The sequence below is a fragment of the Streptomyces sp. JLBJ103 genome (genome assembly GCF_058215575.1).
On record NZ_CM177089.1, the window covers coordinates 5,604,179 to 5,619,246 of the forward strand.

A 15,068-nucleotide genomic window follows, 5' to 3' on the forward strand; every position below is an offset into this window, starting at 1 on the left:
GCCCGAAGCCCGCCTCCGTTCCGCCGAGCGACTCACCAGCCGACTCCAAGCCGACTCCAAGCCGTGAAACCGTCAAGCCCGTTGAACCCGCCGGACGAAAGCAGACCCCCGTGCTGACCGTCGATTTCTCCCGCTTCCCGCTCGCCCCCGGCGATCGTGTCCTCGACCTGGGCTGTGGCGCAGGACGGCATGCCTTCGAGTGCTACCGGCGCGGTGCGCGGGTTGTCGCGCTGGACCGCAACGGCGATGAGATACGCGAGGTCGCCAAGTGGTTCGCCGCCATGAAGGAGGCCGGAGAGGCCCCGGCCGGCGCCACCGCGACCGCCATGGAGGGCGACGCGCTCGCCCTGCCCTTCCCCGACGACAGCTTCGACGTGGTCATCATCTCCGAGGTGATGGAGCACATCCCGGACGACAAGGGTGTGCTCGCCGAGATGGTGCGGGTGCTGCGGCCCGGCGGCCGGATCGCCGTCACCGTCCCGCGCTACGGCCCGGAGAAGGTGTGCTGGGCGCTGTCGGACGCGTACCACGAGGTCGAGGGCGGCCATATCCGCATCTACCGCGCCGATGAACTCCTGGAGCGGATGCGCGAGGCCGGGCTGCGGCCGTACGGCACCCACCACGCCCACGGGCTGCACAGCCCCTACTGGTGGCTCAAGTGCGCCTTCGGCGTGGACAACGACAAGGCGCTGCCGGTGCGGGCGTACCACAAGCTGCTGGTCTGGGACATCATGAAGAAACCACGGGCCACCCGGGTCGCCGAGCGCGCGCTGAACCCGCTGATCGGCAAGAGCTTCGTGGCGTACGCGACCAAGCCGCACACCCCGGGCGACACCGGCGCCCCGCTCGAGGGGGCGTGATGGCGTACGGCCCCCGTCCCGGCGGCCCGCGCCCCGGCCCCCGGACCGAACGGCTCGCGCTGCCCGGGGTCCTGACCGCCGAGGAGACCCTGCGCACGGTCCGCGCCATCGCCGACGTGCAGCGCGCCGACGGCGCCATACCGTGGTTCCGCGGCCACCACCTCGACCCCTGGGACCACGTCGAGGCCGCGATGGCGCTGGACGTGGCGGGCGAGCACGAGCGCGCCGAGGCCGCCTACCGCTGGCTCGCCGACCACCAGAACACCGATGGCTCCTGGTACGCGGCCTACCCCGACACCCCCGACGGCGTGGCCGCCACCGCGCCCACCGACCGCGGCCGGGAGACCAACTTCTGCGCCTATGTGGCCGTCGGTGTCTGGCACCACTACCTGGCCACCGGCGACGATGTGTTCCTGGAGCGGATGTGGCCCACCGTCGTGGCCGCCGTCGAGTTCGTCCTCGGCCTCCAGCAGAGCGGCGGCCAGATCGGCTGGCGCCGGAACGAGGACGGCAGCGCGGACACCGATGCCCTGCTGACCGGCTCCTCCTCCATCTACCAGGCCCTGCGCTGCGCCCTGGCCATCGCCGAGCACCGTGAGGAGCCCCAGCCCGACTGGGAGCTGTCGGCCGGAATGCTGGGCCACGCCATACGCCACCACCCCGAACGGTTCCTGGACAAGAACCGCTATTCGATGGACTGGTACTACCCCGTCCTCGGCGGCGCCCTCACCGGCACCGCCGCCAAGGAGCGCATCGAGGCCGACTGGGACCGCTTCGTGGTGCCGGGCCTGGGCGTGCGTTGTGTGCACCCCAACCCGTGGATCACCGGCGGCGAGAGCTGTGAACTCGCGCTCGCGCTCTGGGCGATGGGCGAGTCCGACCGCGCGGTGGACATCCTCCGGTGGATCCAGCCCCGGCTGCGCGCCGAGGACGGGATGTACTGGACCGGCTATGTCTTCGAGGACGACGCCATCTGGCCGGAGGAGCGCACCACCTGGACCGCCGGGTCACTGGTGCTGGCCGTGGCGGCGCTGGGCGGAGACGAGGCGACCACGGCCGTGTTCGACGGATCGTCCCTGCCCAGAGGGCTGGACTCGGACTGCTGCCGCTGAGGGTTCGCTGCCGCTGAGGCGGGGGCGGGCTGCTCCGGTGGCGGGGCGGCGCGACGCGGGCCGGGGTTCGTCAGGGGAACTCCGGCCGCGTCGCGTCGGTCGCCCGCCGGACGGGTCTCGGCTGTCAGCCGTGGCGGATGCGTGCGGCCGGGGGCCGTTCGAGGCAGCCCGCGCGCAGCCGGGCCGGGGCGGGGTTCAGCCGTTGAGCTCGGCCAGCACTCGCAGCGTCTCCTCGTCCGGTGAGAGCGCCAGCAGATCCGTGACCGGGCCCGCGCGCCACAACTCCAGCCGCTCCGCGATCCGTTCCTTCGGGCCGACGAGCGAGATCTCATCGGCGAACGCGTCCGGCACCGCGTCGATCGCCTCCGCGCGGCGGCCCGCAAGAAACAGCTCCTGGACCCGCCGCGCCTCGTCCCCGTAACCGAGCCGCGCCATCAGATCGGCGTGGAAGTTACGGGCGGCGTGGCCCATCCCGCCGATGTAGAAGCCGAGCATCGCCTTGACCGGTTTCAGCCCCTCGGCGATGTTTTCGCAGACGCGCACCTGTGCCATCGCCGCCACCATGAAGCCCTCCCGCGCCTCGGCGAGCGCGGCCGTGTACAGCTCCGTGCGCAGCGGCGACCAGTACAGCGGCAGCCAGCCGTCGGCGATCCGCGCGGTCTGCGCGATGTTCTTGGGCCCCTCCGCGCCCAGCAGTACGGGGAGGTCGGGGCGGAGCGGATGGACGATCGGCTTGAGCGGCTTGCCCATCCCGGTGGCGTCCGGACCGGTGTACGGCAGCGGATGGTGGCGTCCCTCCAGCCGCACCGGGGCCTCCCGGCGCAGCACCTGCCGGATGACATCGACGTACTCCCGGGTGGCGGTCAACGGGCTGGAGGGGAACGGCCGTCCGTACCAGCCCTCCACCACCTGCGGTCCGGACAGCCCGAGGCCGAGCATCATCCGCCCGCCGGAGAGATGGTCCAGGGTGAGCGCCTGCATCGCGGTGGCGGTCGGGGTGCGGGCGGCCATCTGCGCCACCGCCGTGCCCAGCCGGATCCGGCTGGTGTGCGCGGCGATCCAAGTCAGCGGGGTGAAGGCGTCCGAGCCCCAGGACTCGGCCGTCCACACCGAGTGGTACCCCAACCGCTCGGCCTCCCGGGCCAGTTCCAGATGGCGAGGGTCGGGACCACGGCCCCAGTAGCCGAGCGCCAGGCCGAGCCGCATCATGTCCCCTTCGTGTCAAGTTAGTTGACGGAAACATCAGCCGGAACGTCCTCCGGTGCGCCGGACTGTACGGGCCGGGTGTGCGAATGGCAACGGCCCCCTGCCCGTGGCGGGCAGGGGGCCGTTGACCGTACGACGTGGAGATCAGCCGCGCTGGATCCCCGTGGTGTCCTGGAGGACGCCGCGACGGCCGTCCTGGGTCTGGGCGACCAGCGCCTGCCCGCGCTGCTCGACGGCGAGGTACCAGGTGCCGGGGGCCAGTTCGGCGATGGTGTTCGACGAACCGTCCTCGGCGTACAGCGGACGGGCCACCGGCACGGCGAACCAGAACGGCGAGAAGTCGCCGCCGGGGGCCGGGGCCTGAGCCGCCGGACCGGGCTGGCCGGGCTGGGCGCCGAAGGGCTGACCACCGGCCTGCGGCTGACCGGGCTGCGGCTGGCCGGGCTGAGCGCCGAACGGCGCCGGGGCGCCGGGCTGGGCACCCGGGCCCGGGTAGCCGTAGCCGGGCTGCGGAGCCTGGTGGCCGTACGGGGACGGAGCCGCCGGGCCGCTGGCCATCAGCGGTGCGGACAGGGCCGGGACGCGCGGGGTCGCGATGACCGCGCCCGCCATGGCAAGGGAGCCCAGCAGTGCGAGGATCGCGCCGACGCCCGCGCTGCCGCCGTCCGGGGTGGCGACGATGGACCAGAGCGAGTTCCACGCCGACGCGATGACGAAGCCCGCGCCCCACTGGCTGACGGTGAGCCCGCCGATCTTACGGGTCTCGGGCTGGAACCGCCCGGCGACGACCAGCCCCGCGCCGATCAGACCCAGCAGGAACACCGCCGGAAGGACGATCCGGACCTGGTCCAGGTCCCACGCGTTCGGCATGTCGTACTTGTCACAGTAATCGCCGCAGTTGTCCGCGGAGTAGAAGTCGAGGAAGGAGGCGATGAAGAGCAACACCGCTGCTCCGATCACCACGCCGTCGCCTCGAGTGAGCGAGCGGATGTTCAACGTGAGGTCCTTTGTCGGTTTCGTTGGTAGTAGCGCTGCCGCCATGCGCGTGGCGCTGAAGGCGTCGGGGGTGCGCCCCATCGTACGGGTGAATCTTCGCGCCGATGGCAGGGGTGCCCCATCGGTTTCCCGGTCGTGACCTCCCGTTCGGATGCGGAGACGCTACCCGTTCAAGAAGTCCGTAATGCCCTGTGCGATACCGCGCGCGGCCCGTTCCCGCCAGCGTGCGTCGGTGAGCTGCGCCGCGTCCTTCGCGTCACGCATGTTGCCGCATTCGATGAACACCTTGGGAACGGTGGAGAGGTTGAGGCCGCCGAGATCTCCCCGAACGTTCAACCCACTCCCGTCTCCGACGTAGTCGGCCGGTTCGCTGCCGGTTTCCTCGGTGAACGAGTCGAGCAGCCGCTCCCCAAGACGGCGGGAGGGCTTGGTGATGGCCGAGGTGTCGGCGCCGCCGCCGTGCACCCTCTTGGGCAGGATGATGTGGAAGCCGCGCTCCCCGGGGCCCGCGCCGTCGGCGTGGACGGAGACGACGGCGTCCGCGTGGGACTTGTTGCCGATCTCGGCGCGCTCGTCGACGCACGGCCCGAACTCCGTCTTGCCGTTCTGGGTGAACTTCACCGTGGCGCCGTGGGCTTCGAGCAGGGCGCGGGCGCGGCGTGCCACATCGAGGGTGAAAGACGCCTCGGCGTAGCCGGAGTTGGTCGCCGTCCCGGTGGTGTCGCATTCCTTTTTACTGGTGCCGATGTCCACCCGGCGGGCGATCTGAGCAGAGTGATCGCGATTGTTCGGGTTGTGACCCGGGTCGATCACCACGACCTTGCCCTTGAGCGCGTCCGGCGCGGCCGAGGAAGGCGCACCGGAGGAACGCACACCGGAGGAGGCCGAGCCGGACGATGGCGCGGCGGACCACGGAGGCGGGGACGAGGTGGACGAGGCCGTGGGCAGACCGGAGCCGCCCGCGCCCTTGCCGTCGTCCTCCGAGCCGCCCGCGGAGCTCCACAGCAGCCAGCCCGCGAAGCACGTGGGGATCAGCGCGGCCAGGACGACGGCGAGGGTGCCGCCGCGACGGCCGCCGGGTGCGGGAGGAAAGCTGCCGTAGGACACGCAGGCGATGGTAACCGGGCCGGATGACGCGCCGGGGACGTCGCGGATTACGCGCCGGGGCCGTCGCCGTCCAGCGGCCCGGCGGTGCGGCGCAGCACCCGCAGCGAGCGGGTCGCGGAGACCTCGGTGAAGGCGCCGGACTCCAGCGCGCGGCGGTAGATCCGGTACGGCGCCTGGCCGCCGTCGGCCGGGTCGGGGAAGACGTCGTGCACCACGAGGAGACCGCCGGGTGCGATATGGGGCGTCCAGCCCTCGTAGTCGGCGGTGGCGTGCTCATCGGTGTGGCCGCCGTCGATGAACACCAGTGCCACCTGCGATCCCCAGACCGCCGCCACCTTCGGTGAGCGGCCGACCATGGCGATGACGTGGTCCTCCAGACCCGCGGCGTGCAGAGTGCGGCGGAAGGTGGGCAGAGTGTCCATCCGGCCGACCTCGGGGTCGACGACCTCCGGGTCGTGGTACTCCCAGCCGGGCTGCTGCTCCTCGGAGCCGCGGTGGTGGTCGACGGTGACCGCGATCGTGCCCGCCGCGCGGGCGGCGTCGGCCAGTAGGAGGGTGGAGCGCCCGCAGTAGGTGCCGACCTCGACGAGCGGCAGCCGGAACGCGGTGGCCGCCACGTGGGCGGCGGCATACAGGGCGAGCCCCTCGTCGACGGGCATGAAGCCCTTGGCCGCCTCGAACGCGGCGAGGACGGTGCTGTCGGGGGCCGGGGCGGCGGCGGGCTGAGTCACCCGGCCATCCTCCCGTACGGCTCCGGCGGGCGGGCAGGAGGGGGCCGGAGAACGCGTTGGGGCACTCGTGACACCTGGGCCGCTGGTCCTAGGACTTCCGGGGCCCGGATGCGCCGAAATGCCGATGCGGGGGGCAGGGAGGGACTGCGAGCATCAGGTGCATGGCCGCCCGTACTCCTTACCCGACCTCGTCCACCACCGCGCACACCACCGCCCCGCCCGGCGGGCCACCGCTCTGGGCGGTGCTGCTGGCGGCCTGCTCCGGACAGTTCCTCGTGGTCCTCGACGTCTCCGTGGTCAATGTCGCGCTGCCGTCGATGCGTTCGGACCTGGGGCTCGGCGAGACCGGTCTCCAGTGGGTGGTCAACGCCTATGTGCTCACCTTCGCGGGCTTCCTGCTGCTCGGCGGGCGTGCGGCGGACCTCTTCGGACGCAAGCGCGTCTTCCTCGTCGGGCTGGGGCTGTTCACCGCCGCCAGCCTGGCGGGCGGTCTCGCACAGGAGCCGTGGCAGCTGATCGCGGCCCGCGCCGTACAGGGAGTGGGCGCCGCGGTGCTCTCACCGGCCACCCTCACCATCCTCACCACCACCTTTCCGCACGGCGCGGCCCGCACCCGGGCCATCGGCACCTGGACCGCGGTCGGCGCGGGCGGGGGAGCGGCGGGCGCGCTCGTCGGCGGACTGCTCACCGAGTATCTGTCCTGGCGCTGGGTGCTGCTGGTCAATGTGCCGGTGGGCGCCCTGGTCCTGGTGGCCGCCACGCTGTGGCTGACCGAGAGCCGGACCGGCGCCGTGCGCCGCCTCGATGTGCCGGGGGCGGTGCTGGCCACGGCGGGCCTGTCGGCACTCGCGTACGGCATCGTCCAGACCGAGTCGCACGGCTGGGCCACCGGCGCCTCCCTGGTCCCGCTGCTCGGCGGACTGGCGGTGCTCGGTGTCTTCCTGGCCGTGGAGGCCCGTACGAAGGCGCCGCTGATGCCACTTCGGCTCTTCCGCATCCGGGCGGTGTCGGCGGCGAACGCGGTGATGCTGGTGTGCGGCGGCGCGATGTTCGCCATGTGGTACTTCATGTCGCTCTACTTGCAGAACGTGCTGCACTACAGCCCGGTCGAGGCCGGGCTCGCCTTCCTTCCGCACAGCCTGTCGATCGTCCTCGGATCGAAGCTGGCGCCCCGGCTGATGGCGCGGTTCGACGGGAAGGCACTCGCGCTGGCGGGTGGTTCGCTGGCCGCCGTCGGCTACGCCTGGCAGAGCCGGATGGACGCCGACGGCACCTTCCTGAGCGCGGTCCTCGGCTCGGGGGTGGCGATGTCGCTGGGGGCCGGTCTGCTGATGACCCCGCTGGCCGCGGCGGCCACCTCCGGCGCGGCGCAGTCCGAGGCCGGATTGGTGTCGGGCCTGGTCAACACCTCCCGGCAGATCGGCGGCGCACTCGGTCTGACGGTGCTGGCGACGATCGCGGCCGAGCGCATCTCGTCCGCGCGCGGCGACGGGGACACGGCGGAGCAGGCGCTCGCGACGGGCTACGCCCAGGTGTTCACCGTGGCCACCGGGATCATCGTGGCGGCGGTGCTGCTGATGGCCGTGGCACTGCCCCGCGCCTCCGCGGCTACCGGCGCGGACCGTACGGCGTAGCCCGGGTGCCCATGCCCAACCCGGCCGCTACAGCCAGCCGTTCTGGCGGGCCGCCCGTACCGCCTCCATCCGGTTGCGGGTCTGGGTCTTGCCGATGGCGGAGGAGAGGTAGTTGCGCACAGTGGCCGGGGACAGATGCACCTTGGCCGCGATGTCGGCCACCGTCGCACCGTCCACCGCCGCCGTCAGCACATCGCGTTCGCGCTGGGTGAGCGGATTGGGCCCGGCGCTCAGCGCGGCGGCGGCCAGCCCCGGGTCGATGACGCGCTCGCCGGCCAGCACTCGGCGCACCGCCACCGCAAGTTCCTCCACCGGCCCGTCCTTGACCAGGAATCCGGCCGCCCCCGCCTCCATCGCGCGGCGCAGATAGCCGGGGCGGCCGAAGGTGGTGAGGATCAGCACCCGGCAGTCCGGAAGCGCCTCGCGCAGCGCCGCGGCGGCGTCCAGACCGCTGCGGCCGGGGAGTTCGATGTCCAGCAGTGCCACATCGGGCCGGGTCTCCAGCGCCCGGGGCACGATCTCGTCGCCGTCGCCGACCTGCGCGACGATCTCGAAGTCCGCCTCGAGCCCGAGCAGCAGGGCCAGGGCGCCCCGCATCATTCCCTGGTCCTCGGCGAGCAGCAGTTTGATCACGCCGTCCGGGCTCCCTCGGCCGTGCCGTTCATCTGGTCCTCCGTATCTCCTGAGCGTGCGTTAACCGGTCCGTCCCCCGGCTCGCGCACCGCTTCGTCCGCCGCTTCGTCCACCGGCAGTTCGGCGACCAGCCGGAAGCCCCGGCGGCCGTCGGGTCCGGCCGTCAGCGACCCGCCCGCCGCGGACAGCCGCTCGGCCAGCCCCTTCAGGCCGGTGCCGCCGACCGCGCCGGTCCCGCGCGCGGTGTGCGTCACCGCGCCAGGGGAGCCTACGCCGGATCCGTCGTCGGTGATCTCCAGCCGTACCCGGTCGGTGCCGCCACGGATCTCGATCGCGCACCGCCGCGCCCCGCTGTGCCGCACCACATTGGTGACCCCCTCGCGGACCACCCACCCCAGCAGCGCTTCGGTCTGCGGGGACAGCGGCGGTCCGGACCGGCGTACGTCGGCCTCGATACCGGAGGCGTCCAGCAGCGAGGCGGCCCGCTCCAGTTCGGTGGCCACACTGCCGTCCCGATAGCCGGTGACGGCCTCCCGGATCTCGGTGAGCGCCTGCCGTCCGACCGCCTCGATGTCCGCGGCCTGGCCGAGCGCCGCCTCCAGGTTGTGCGGGGCGAGCCGGCGTACCGCCTCGGCCTTGACCACCACCACCGACATGGTGTGGCCGAGCAGATCGTGCAGATCGCGGGAGAAGCGCAGCCGCTCCTTCTCCACCGCCGTCCGGGCCAGCTCCTGGCGGGTGGCGCGGAGTTGGGCCACCGCCTCGAACAGCGACAGGATGGCGGCGGTCACCAGCCCGGACAGCACGGTCCCGTACGCCACCGTCAGCGTGTCCGAGGCCCCGCCGCGCAACCCCGAGATGACCCCCGCCGACCCGGCGAAGAACAGGATGAACGGCCCCATCTGCCGCCGCCGGAGCACGATGCCGGCGGCCAGCGACAGCAGCGGGAAGCACAACAGCCAGTCCTTGGCGTAGCCGGCGGCCAGCGCGTAGGTGACCACGGCCAGCCCGGCGAGCGCGGCCCGCGGCACCCAGGTGTGGCGGCGCCGTTCGTCCAGGCCGGTGAGGACGGCGGTGGCGTAGAGCGCGACGAACGCCACCAGGCCGAGGCCGCCGAGCCAGGGCAGGGGGGTCTCGCCCCGGACGAGGGGAGCCACATTCCCGCTGAGCATGAAGAGCCAGGGCAGGAAGGCGTAGCGGCTGGGGGGTTTGAGCCGCTCGATCTCGGCGGTCGTGGTGTCCATGGTTCGCACTGTATGCAAGCCGCCCGTGACCTGGGCAGATGCAAATGTGAGGGCAGGGCCGTGACATATGTCCCGAGCAGAGCTGACGATGTGTCAGCACTCTTCCCAGTGTCCGGGGATTGGGCTATACATGGCCCATCGGCTAGAACGCGTTCTCGTTCTCGTTCCCCGCGGCCCGACGTGCGGCGGCCGGAACATGCGTGTGGACGCGGACCTGCCGACCAGATGCGACCCCGGCGCGGCCGACGGTGCGGACGGGCGGGCCGGGGTCTTCACACCGTGTCGCCGTGGCCCAGGAACCGAGGAGTGCTGTCGCCCTATGCCCATCGATGTCGCCAAGGCCGTTTCGGCCGAACCCCGGACCGCGGCTCTCACCTGGGGCCACAAGGACATTCAGCTCTACCACCTCGGTATCGGGGCCGGAACCCCGGCCACCGACCCCGGTGAACTCCGCTACACCCTGGAGAGCCGACTGCATGTCCTCCCCAGCTTCGCCACCGTGGCGGGCGGCGGAATGGCCCTCGCGGGCGGGATGAGCGCACCCGGGATCGACGTCGACCTCGCCGCCGTACTGCACGGCGGCCAGTCCGTCGAACTGCACCGGCCCATCCCGGTCGACGGCAAGGCCACCCAGAAGTCGAAGGTGGCCGCGGTGTACGACAAGGGCAAGGCCGCGGTGATCGTGCTGCGGACCGACGCCACCGACGCCGACGGACCGTTGTGGACCTGCGACACCCGGATCTACGTCCGCGGCGAGGGCGGCTTCGGCGGTGAGCGCGGCCCCTCCGAGCGGGTGGAACCCCCGGCCCGCGAACCCGACCACACCGTGGAGCGGGCCATCCGCGAGGACCAGGCGCTGCTGTACCGGCTGTCCGGCGACTGGAACCCGCTGCACGCCGATCCCGACTTCGCCAAGGGTGCCGGGTTCGACCGGCCCATCCTGCACGGGCTGTGCTCGTACGGGATGGTGCTGAAGACCGTCGTGGACACGGCGCTGGACGGCGATGTGTCCCGGGTCCGCGCGTACACCACCCGCTTCGCCGGGGTGGTCTTCCCCGGCGAGACCCTGTGCGTCCGGATGTGGCGGGACGGCGGGGACACCACCGGTCCGGGCCGTATCCATGTGACGGCCACCGCCCTCGAACGGGACGGCGCGCCCGTCCTCACCGACACCACCGTCGAGCACGTGTGACCCATGTGACCCAGGAGGAGGCGCCGTGCGCGCGGCCGTACTGCACGAGACGGGGCAGGACAAGCTGGAAGTCCTCGACGACATCGAACCCGTGGGCTTCGGCCCCGGCACGGTCCGGCTGCGCGTCAGGGCCACCGGACTGTGCCACTCCGACCTTTCCGCGATGAGCGGCGTCCTGCCGCAGCCCGCGCCGTTCGTCCCCGGACACGAGGGCGCGGGCGAGATCCTTGAGGTCGGCGAGGGGGTGACCGGGCTGAGCGCGGGCGACCGGGTGCTGGTGTGCTGGCTGCCCGCCTGCGGCGACTGTCCGTCCTGCCGCCGTGGCCAGCCGCATCTGTGCCTGGCCGGATTCATGAACGCCGGAACCCCCAACTACCGCCGCCCGAACGGCAGTCCGGCGGAGGTCTTCGGCTTCGCGGGCACCGGCACCTTCGCCGAGGAGGTCATTCTGCCCGCGCCCTGCGCCGTACCCATCCCCGACGATGTGCCGTACGACATCGCGGCCCTCATCGGCTGCGGGGTCACCACCGGGCTCGGCGCGGTGTTCACCACCGCACGGGTGGAGGCCGGTGCGTCGGTCGCCGTCATCGGCTGCGGCGGCGTCGGTATCAGCGTGATCCAGGGGGCCAGGGCGGCGGGCGCCGCCCAGATCGTCGCCGTCGACCCGGTCGCCTCGCGCCGCGAGGCGGCCCTGCGGTTCGGCGCCTCCGAGGCGGTCGCCCCGGACGGCCTCGCCGACGCGAAGAACAGCGTCACCGCGGGCGAGGGTTTCGACTACGTCTTCGAGGTGGTCGGCCGCTCCACCACCGCCCGTACCGCCTACGAGACCACCCGGCGCGGCGGCACCCTGTGTGTCGTCGGCGCGGGTGCCGCCGACGACCTGCTGGGCCTCAACATGTTCGAGCTGTTCTTCGACGAGAAGCGGATTCTGCCCTCCCTCTACGGCGGCGGTGATGTGCTGCGTTCCTACGAGCGCACCATCGCGCTGTGGCGGGCGGGCCGGATCGACCTCGAAGGGCTGATCACTCACCGGGTGCGGCTGACCGAGATCAACGACGCGCTCGACCAGATGCGGACCGGGGAGGCGCTGCGCACATGCATCGAGATCTGAGAACGTCCGGGGACCGGCCGCTGGCCGGGAAGACCGCGATCGTCACCGGCGCCGGACGCGGCCTCGGCCGCGCCGAAGCGCTTGAGCTGGCCGCTCTGGGGGCCAGTGTCGTGGTGAACGACTTCGGCCAGGGCGGCCGCGACGGCTCGGGCGAGGCGTCCGCCGGACCGGCCGAGCAGGTCGCCGAGGAGATCCGCTCCTCCGGCGGCCTCGCCACCGCCCACGCAGGGGATGTGGCCGACTTCGACGAGGCCCGGGAACTGGTCCAGCTCGCCGTGGACACCTACGGCGCGCTGGACATCCTGGTCAACAACGCGGGCATCCTCCGGGACCGGATGATCTTCTCCATGTCCGAGGAGGAGTGGGACTCGGTCATCCGCGTCCACCTCAAGGGCCACTTCAACACCATCCGCTTCGCCGCCGCCCACTGGCGCGAACGCTCCAAGGCCACCCGCGGCGGCCCGGTCCACGGCCGTATCGTCAACACCTCCTCCGAGGCGTTCCTCGCCGGATCCCCGGGCCAGCCCAACTACGCCGCCGCCAAAGGCGGCATCGTCGGCCTCACCACCTCCACGGCGGGCGCCCTGGCCAAATACGGTGTGACGGCCAACGCCATCTGCCCGCGCGCGCGGACGCGGATGACCGAGGATGTCTTCGCGGGGTTCGAACTCCCCGAGGAGGGCCATCTCGACCCCCTCGCCCCCGAGCATGTCGCCCCCCTCGTCGGCTACCTGGCCTCGCCGCGGGCGGGGAAGGTGAACGGCCAGGTGTTCGTGGTCCATGGCGGCATGGTGGCGATCCTGGACCGGCCGAAGATCGCGGCCAAACTGGACGCGACGAAGGACGCCTTCGGCTTCGAGGAACTCGACGATGTGCTGACGCCGTACTTCGCGGGGCGGGGAGGGGAGAACTTCGGGGCGGTGGAAGTGCTCGGCCTCAAGCGGGGTCAGTCGCGCGTGCCGTGAGTTTTCCGCGGCCCCAGCTTTCGGGGCCGCGCCCCTCGCCCTCGCCCTCGCGCCGGGCGGGGGCGTCCCCCCAGAGGTCAACGGGCACTTCAGCCCCGGAGGTCTCGGGGCGGCGAGGAGCCATGTCGTCGACACCCTTTCGGGGATCGGAAACGGCGAAGAGGCGCACGACTGCGCCGTGCTGATCGAGGCAGGCACGGCGCTGCACATCGGTCGACGCCTCCCGTAAACCGCGAGGTACGTCAGCTGGACGCGGCGGACAGGATCACGTCCACGAGCCTGTCCGCCGCGTCCGGCCGTCCGTGTGCCCGGGCCGCCTCCGCCATCCCCGCGCGCCGCGCCGGGTCGGTCAGGAGCGGCCCGAGGGCGTTTTGCAGCCGGTCCGCGGTGACCTCCCCGGTGAGCGCGATGGCGGCGCCGGCGTCCTCGAGGTGCTTAGCGTTGTGCGCCTGTTCATTCCCCGCCGAGGACGCGAGCGGCACGAAAATCGCGGGCTTGCCGAGGGCGGTGAGCTCTGCGAGGGTGCCGGCGCCGCTGCGCGAGACCACGACGTCGGCGAGCGCCAGGACGTCGGGGAGCTCCGGGCCGACGAACCCGGTGAGGTAGTACCGGCTGGTGAGCTGCGTCGGGAGCCCGGCCGCGCTCGCGCGCAGGGCCTCGACGTTCGACGGCCCGCACTGGTGGATGATGTTCGCGCGCTCCAGCAGCCAGGGGAGGGCGTCCCGCACGACGTTGTTGATCTGCTGCGCGCCCTGGGCGCCGCCGGTGACGTAGAGAGTCGGGAGCCGCCGGTCGAAGCCGTTCAGCCCGAGAGCGGCGACCGCCTTATCGGCGTGCCCGCTGAGGACCTCTGGCCGTACTGGGTTCCCGGTGACGACGGCCGCGGACTGTACGGCCTCCGGGAGGAGCGGGAGTGTCGACTCCGACGACACGGCGATCCGCGATGCCGAGCCGGCGAGCTTCCGGTTCGCCAGCCCGAGCCGCACAGTCTGTTCGTGCAGCACCAGCGGACGCTTGCACATGCGCGCCGCCAGCCCGGCCGGGACGGCAACGTACCCGCCGGTCGCCAGCACGACGTCCGGCCGGAAGTCGGACACGATCTTGCGGGCCTGGGCGACACCGAGCGGCACCCGCGCCATGTCCTTGATGTTCGCCGGGCTGATCATCTTGAGCGGGTTCGCAGACCGGCGGATCTTGCCCGTCGCGACCGTCTTGAAGGCGATGCCCTCGGCCGGGGCGACGCGGGCCTCCAGACCGTCGGGCGTGCCGATCCAGAGGACATCGAGCACGCGGCCGTCGGCCGCCAGCCGGGCCTGCAACGCCCGGACTGCGGTGAGCGCGGGGTAGGTGTGGCCGCCGGTACCTCCCCCCGTGACGATGAGGCGGAAGGTGCTTGGCAGACGGGAAGCAGGTACATTCACCCCGCGTACCCTACTGGCCCGACCGCCGCCTGGAGCACGATTCGAGCCGTGCCCCCCGCGGCGACTACGCGCTCCAGCGCCCCCGCCTCGGGACCGCCGCGGGTGCGCGGCGCCCCCTCCACGCACCGCCGAATCGACCAACTCCATGCGGTGATTGCTCGCCAGCGAGACTCTGGCGTAGGGCTTAGTCGGAGGAGAGTCTGCGCGCCAAGTTCCCCGCCGGCTCGGCCGCCACTTCGGCCAGTTCGCCGCGCTGCTCGACCACGTGTTGCAGCAGCTGCACCACGCCTCGCGCCTCGCCCACGCCCTGGCCAAATACGGTGTGACGGCCAACGCCATCTGCCCGCGCGCGCGGACGCGGATGACCGAGGATGTCTTCGCGGGGTTCGAACTCCCCGAGGAGGGCCATCTCGACCCCCTCGCCCCCGAGCATGTCGCCCCCCTCGTCGGCTACCTGGCCTCGCCGCGGGCGGGGAAGGTGAACAGCCAGGTGTTCATGGTCCACGGCGGCATGGTGGCGATCCTGGAACGCCCCAAGGTGGCGGCCAAACTGGACGCGGCGAAGGACGCCTTCGGCTTCGAGGAACTCGACGATGTGCTGACGCCGTACTTCGCGGGGCGGGGAGGGGAGAACTTCGGGGCGGTGGAAGTGCTCGGCCTCAAGCGGGGTCAGTCGCGCGTGCCGTGAGTTTTCCGCGGCCCCGGCTTCTGGGGCCGCCCATGCCCTCGCCCTCGCGCCGGGCGGGGGCATCCCCGGATGTCAACGGGCACTTCAGCCCCGTAGGTGACGCGGGGCCGTTCCCCGCCCGCCTGCGGTGCACCGGCGGTACCGTTCTGGTGTCGAGTCAGAACGGAG

The 15,068-nt window shown here is 72.3% G+C and carries 13 protein-coding genes and 1 pseudogene; 7 read left to right on the forward strand and 7 right to left on the reverse strand.

Going from position 1 to position 15,068, the window contains the following annotated elements:
* Nucleotides 1-110: 110 nt before the first annotated feature.
* Nucleotides 111-860 carry a class I SAM-dependent methyltransferase gene (locus AC4BEG_RS24790; protein WP_490701950.1) on the forward strand — a complete coding sequence of 250 codons (750 nt, stop codon included), beginning with the start codon at nucleotides 111-113 and terminating at the stop codon, nucleotides 858-860.
* On the forward strand, nucleotides 860-1,972 hold the full coding sequence (locus tag AC4BEG_RS24795; protein WP_490701951.1) for a prenyltransferase: 1,113 nt from the start codon (nucleotides 860-862) through the stop codon (nucleotides 1,970-1,972). The genes AC4BEG_RS24790 and AC4BEG_RS24795 overlap by 1 nt, the downstream gene beginning before the upstream one ends.
* A gap of 195 nt (nucleotides 1,973-2,167) precedes the next feature.
* On the opposite strand, the gene AC4BEG_RS24800 is transcribed toward AC4BEG_RS24795, so the two are convergent.
* The 4 genes from AC4BEG_RS24800 to AC4BEG_RS24815 all read right to left on the reverse strand — a co-directional run bounded on the left by AC4BEG_RS24800 (nucleotide 2,168) and on the right by AC4BEG_RS24815 (nucleotide 6,012).
* The gene (locus tag AC4BEG_RS24800) at nucleotides 2,168-3,178 is read right to left on the reverse strand and encodes an LLM class F420-dependent oxidoreductase (RefSeq protein ID WP_490707177.1); all 1,011 of its coding nucleotides are present in this window, start codon (nucleotides 3,176-3,178) and stop codon (nucleotides 2,168-2,170) included.
* A gap of 144 nt (nucleotides 3,179-3,322) precedes the next feature.
* On the reverse strand, nucleotides 3,323-4,174 hold the full coding sequence (locus AC4BEG_RS24805; protein WP_490701952.1) for a hypothetical protein: 852 nt from the start codon (nucleotides 4,172-4,174) through the stop codon (nucleotides 3,323-3,325).
* A gap of 162 nt (nucleotides 4,175-4,336) precedes the next feature.
* Nucleotides 4,337-5,281, reverse strand: a complete 945-nt coding sequence (locus AC4BEG_RS24810; protein WP_490701953.1) for an N-acetylmuramoyl-L-alanine amidase — start codon at nucleotides 5,279-5,281, stop codon at nucleotides 4,337-4,339.
* Between the two features lie 47 nt (nucleotides 5,282-5,328).
* Nucleotides 5,329-6,012 (reverse strand): class I SAM-dependent methyltransferase, encoded by a 684-nt coding sequence (locus AC4BEG_RS24815; protein ID WP_490701954.1) that lies wholly within the window; start codon nucleotides 6,010-6,012, stop codon nucleotides 5,329-5,331.
* 161 nt (nucleotides 6,013-6,173) lie between these two features.
* Between AC4BEG_RS24815 and AC4BEG_RS24820 the strand changes: the two genes are divergently transcribed.
* Entirely contained in the window at nucleotides 6,174-7,646 is a 1,473-nt protein-coding gene (locus AC4BEG_RS24820) for an MFS transporter (RefSeq protein ID WP_490701955.1), read from the forward strand.
* A 27-nt stretch (nucleotides 7,647-7,673) separates the two neighbouring features.
* On the opposite strand, the gene AC4BEG_RS24825 is transcribed toward AC4BEG_RS24820, so the two are convergent.
* Nucleotides 7,674-8,279: a response regulator gene (locus AC4BEG_RS24825; RefSeq protein WP_490701956.1), complete on the reverse strand. Its 606-nt coding sequence runs from the start codon at nucleotides 8,277-8,279 to the stop codon at nucleotides 7,674-7,676.
* The gene (locus AC4BEG_RS24830) at nucleotides 8,276-9,523 is read right to left on the reverse strand and encodes a sensor histidine kinase (RefSeq protein ID WP_490701957.1); all 1,248 of its coding nucleotides are present in this window, start codon (nucleotides 9,521-9,523) and stop codon (nucleotides 8,276-8,278) included. The genes AC4BEG_RS24825 and AC4BEG_RS24830 overlap by 4 nt, the downstream gene beginning before the upstream one ends.
* A 319-nt stretch (nucleotides 9,524-9,842) precedes the next feature.
* Between AC4BEG_RS24830 and AC4BEG_RS24835 the strand changes: the two genes are divergently transcribed.
* From AC4BEG_RS24835 to AC4BEG_RS24845, 3 genes are read left to right on the forward strand one after another with little or no spacing between them, the layout of a single operon-like run.
* Entirely contained in the window at nucleotides 9,843-10,715 is an 873-nt protein-coding gene (locus AC4BEG_RS24835) for a MaoC/PaaZ C-terminal domain-containing protein (RefSeq protein WP_490701958.1), read from the forward strand.
* 25 nt (nucleotides 10,716-10,740) lie between these two features.
* On the forward strand, nucleotides 10,741-11,826 hold the full coding sequence (locus tag AC4BEG_RS24840; RefSeq protein WP_490701959.1) for an alcohol dehydrogenase catalytic domain-containing protein: 1,086 nt from the start codon (nucleotides 10,741-10,743) through the stop codon (nucleotides 11,824-11,826).
* Nucleotides 11,811-12,791: a 3-oxoacyl-ACP reductase gene (locus AC4BEG_RS24845; protein WP_490701960.1), complete on the forward strand. Its 981-nt coding sequence runs from the start codon at nucleotides 11,811-11,813 to the stop codon at nucleotides 12,789-12,791. Before AC4BEG_RS24840 ends, AC4BEG_RS24845 begins: the two co-directional genes overlap by 16 nt.
* A gap of 242 nt (nucleotides 12,792-13,033) precedes the next feature.
* On the opposite strand, the gene murG is transcribed toward AC4BEG_RS24845, so the two are convergent.
* Nucleotides 13,034-14,212, reverse strand: a complete 1,179-nt coding sequence (gene murG / locus AC4BEG_RS24850) for an undecaprenyldiphospho-muramoylpentapeptide beta-N-acetylglucosaminyltransferase (RefSeq protein WP_490701961.1) — start codon at nucleotides 14,210-14,212, stop codon at nucleotides 13,034-13,036.
* Nucleotides 14,213-14,510: 298 nt separating this feature from the next.
* Here murG and AC4BEG_RS24855 point away from each other — a divergent pair.
* A pseudogene (locus tag AC4BEG_RS24855) lies at nucleotides 14,511-14,900 on the forward strand (SDR family oxidoreductase); the annotation flags it as partial.
* Between the last annotated feature and the right edge of the window lie 168 nt (nucleotides 14,901-15,068).

Bases quoted from the DNA above. Each gene is read 5' to 3' on its own strand.
- AC4BEG_RS24835 (WP_490701958.1), top strand. From the start codon at position 9,843: ATGCCCATCGATGTCGCCAAGGCCGTTTCGGCCGAACCCCGGACCGCG.
- AC4BEG_RS24845 (WP_490701960.1), top strand. From the start codon at position 11,811: ATGCATCGAGATCTGAGAACGTCCGGGGACCGGCCGCTGGCCGGGAAG.
- AC4BEG_RS24820 (WP_490701955.1), top strand. From the start codon at position 6,174: ATGGCCGCCCGTACTCCTTACCCGACCTCGTCCACCACCGCGCACACC.
- AC4BEG_RS24800 (WP_490707177.1), bottom strand. From the start codon at position 3,178: ATGCGGCTCGGCCTGGCGCTCGGCTACTGGGGCCGTGGTCCCGACCCT.
- AC4BEG_RS24795 (WP_490701951.1), top strand. From the start codon at position 860: ATGGCGTACGGCCCCCGTCCCGGCGGCCCGCGCCCCGGCCCCCGGACC.
- AC4BEG_RS24830 (WP_490701957.1), bottom strand. From the start codon at position 9,523: ATGGACACCACGACCGCCGAGATCGAGCGGCTCAAACCCCCCAGCCGC.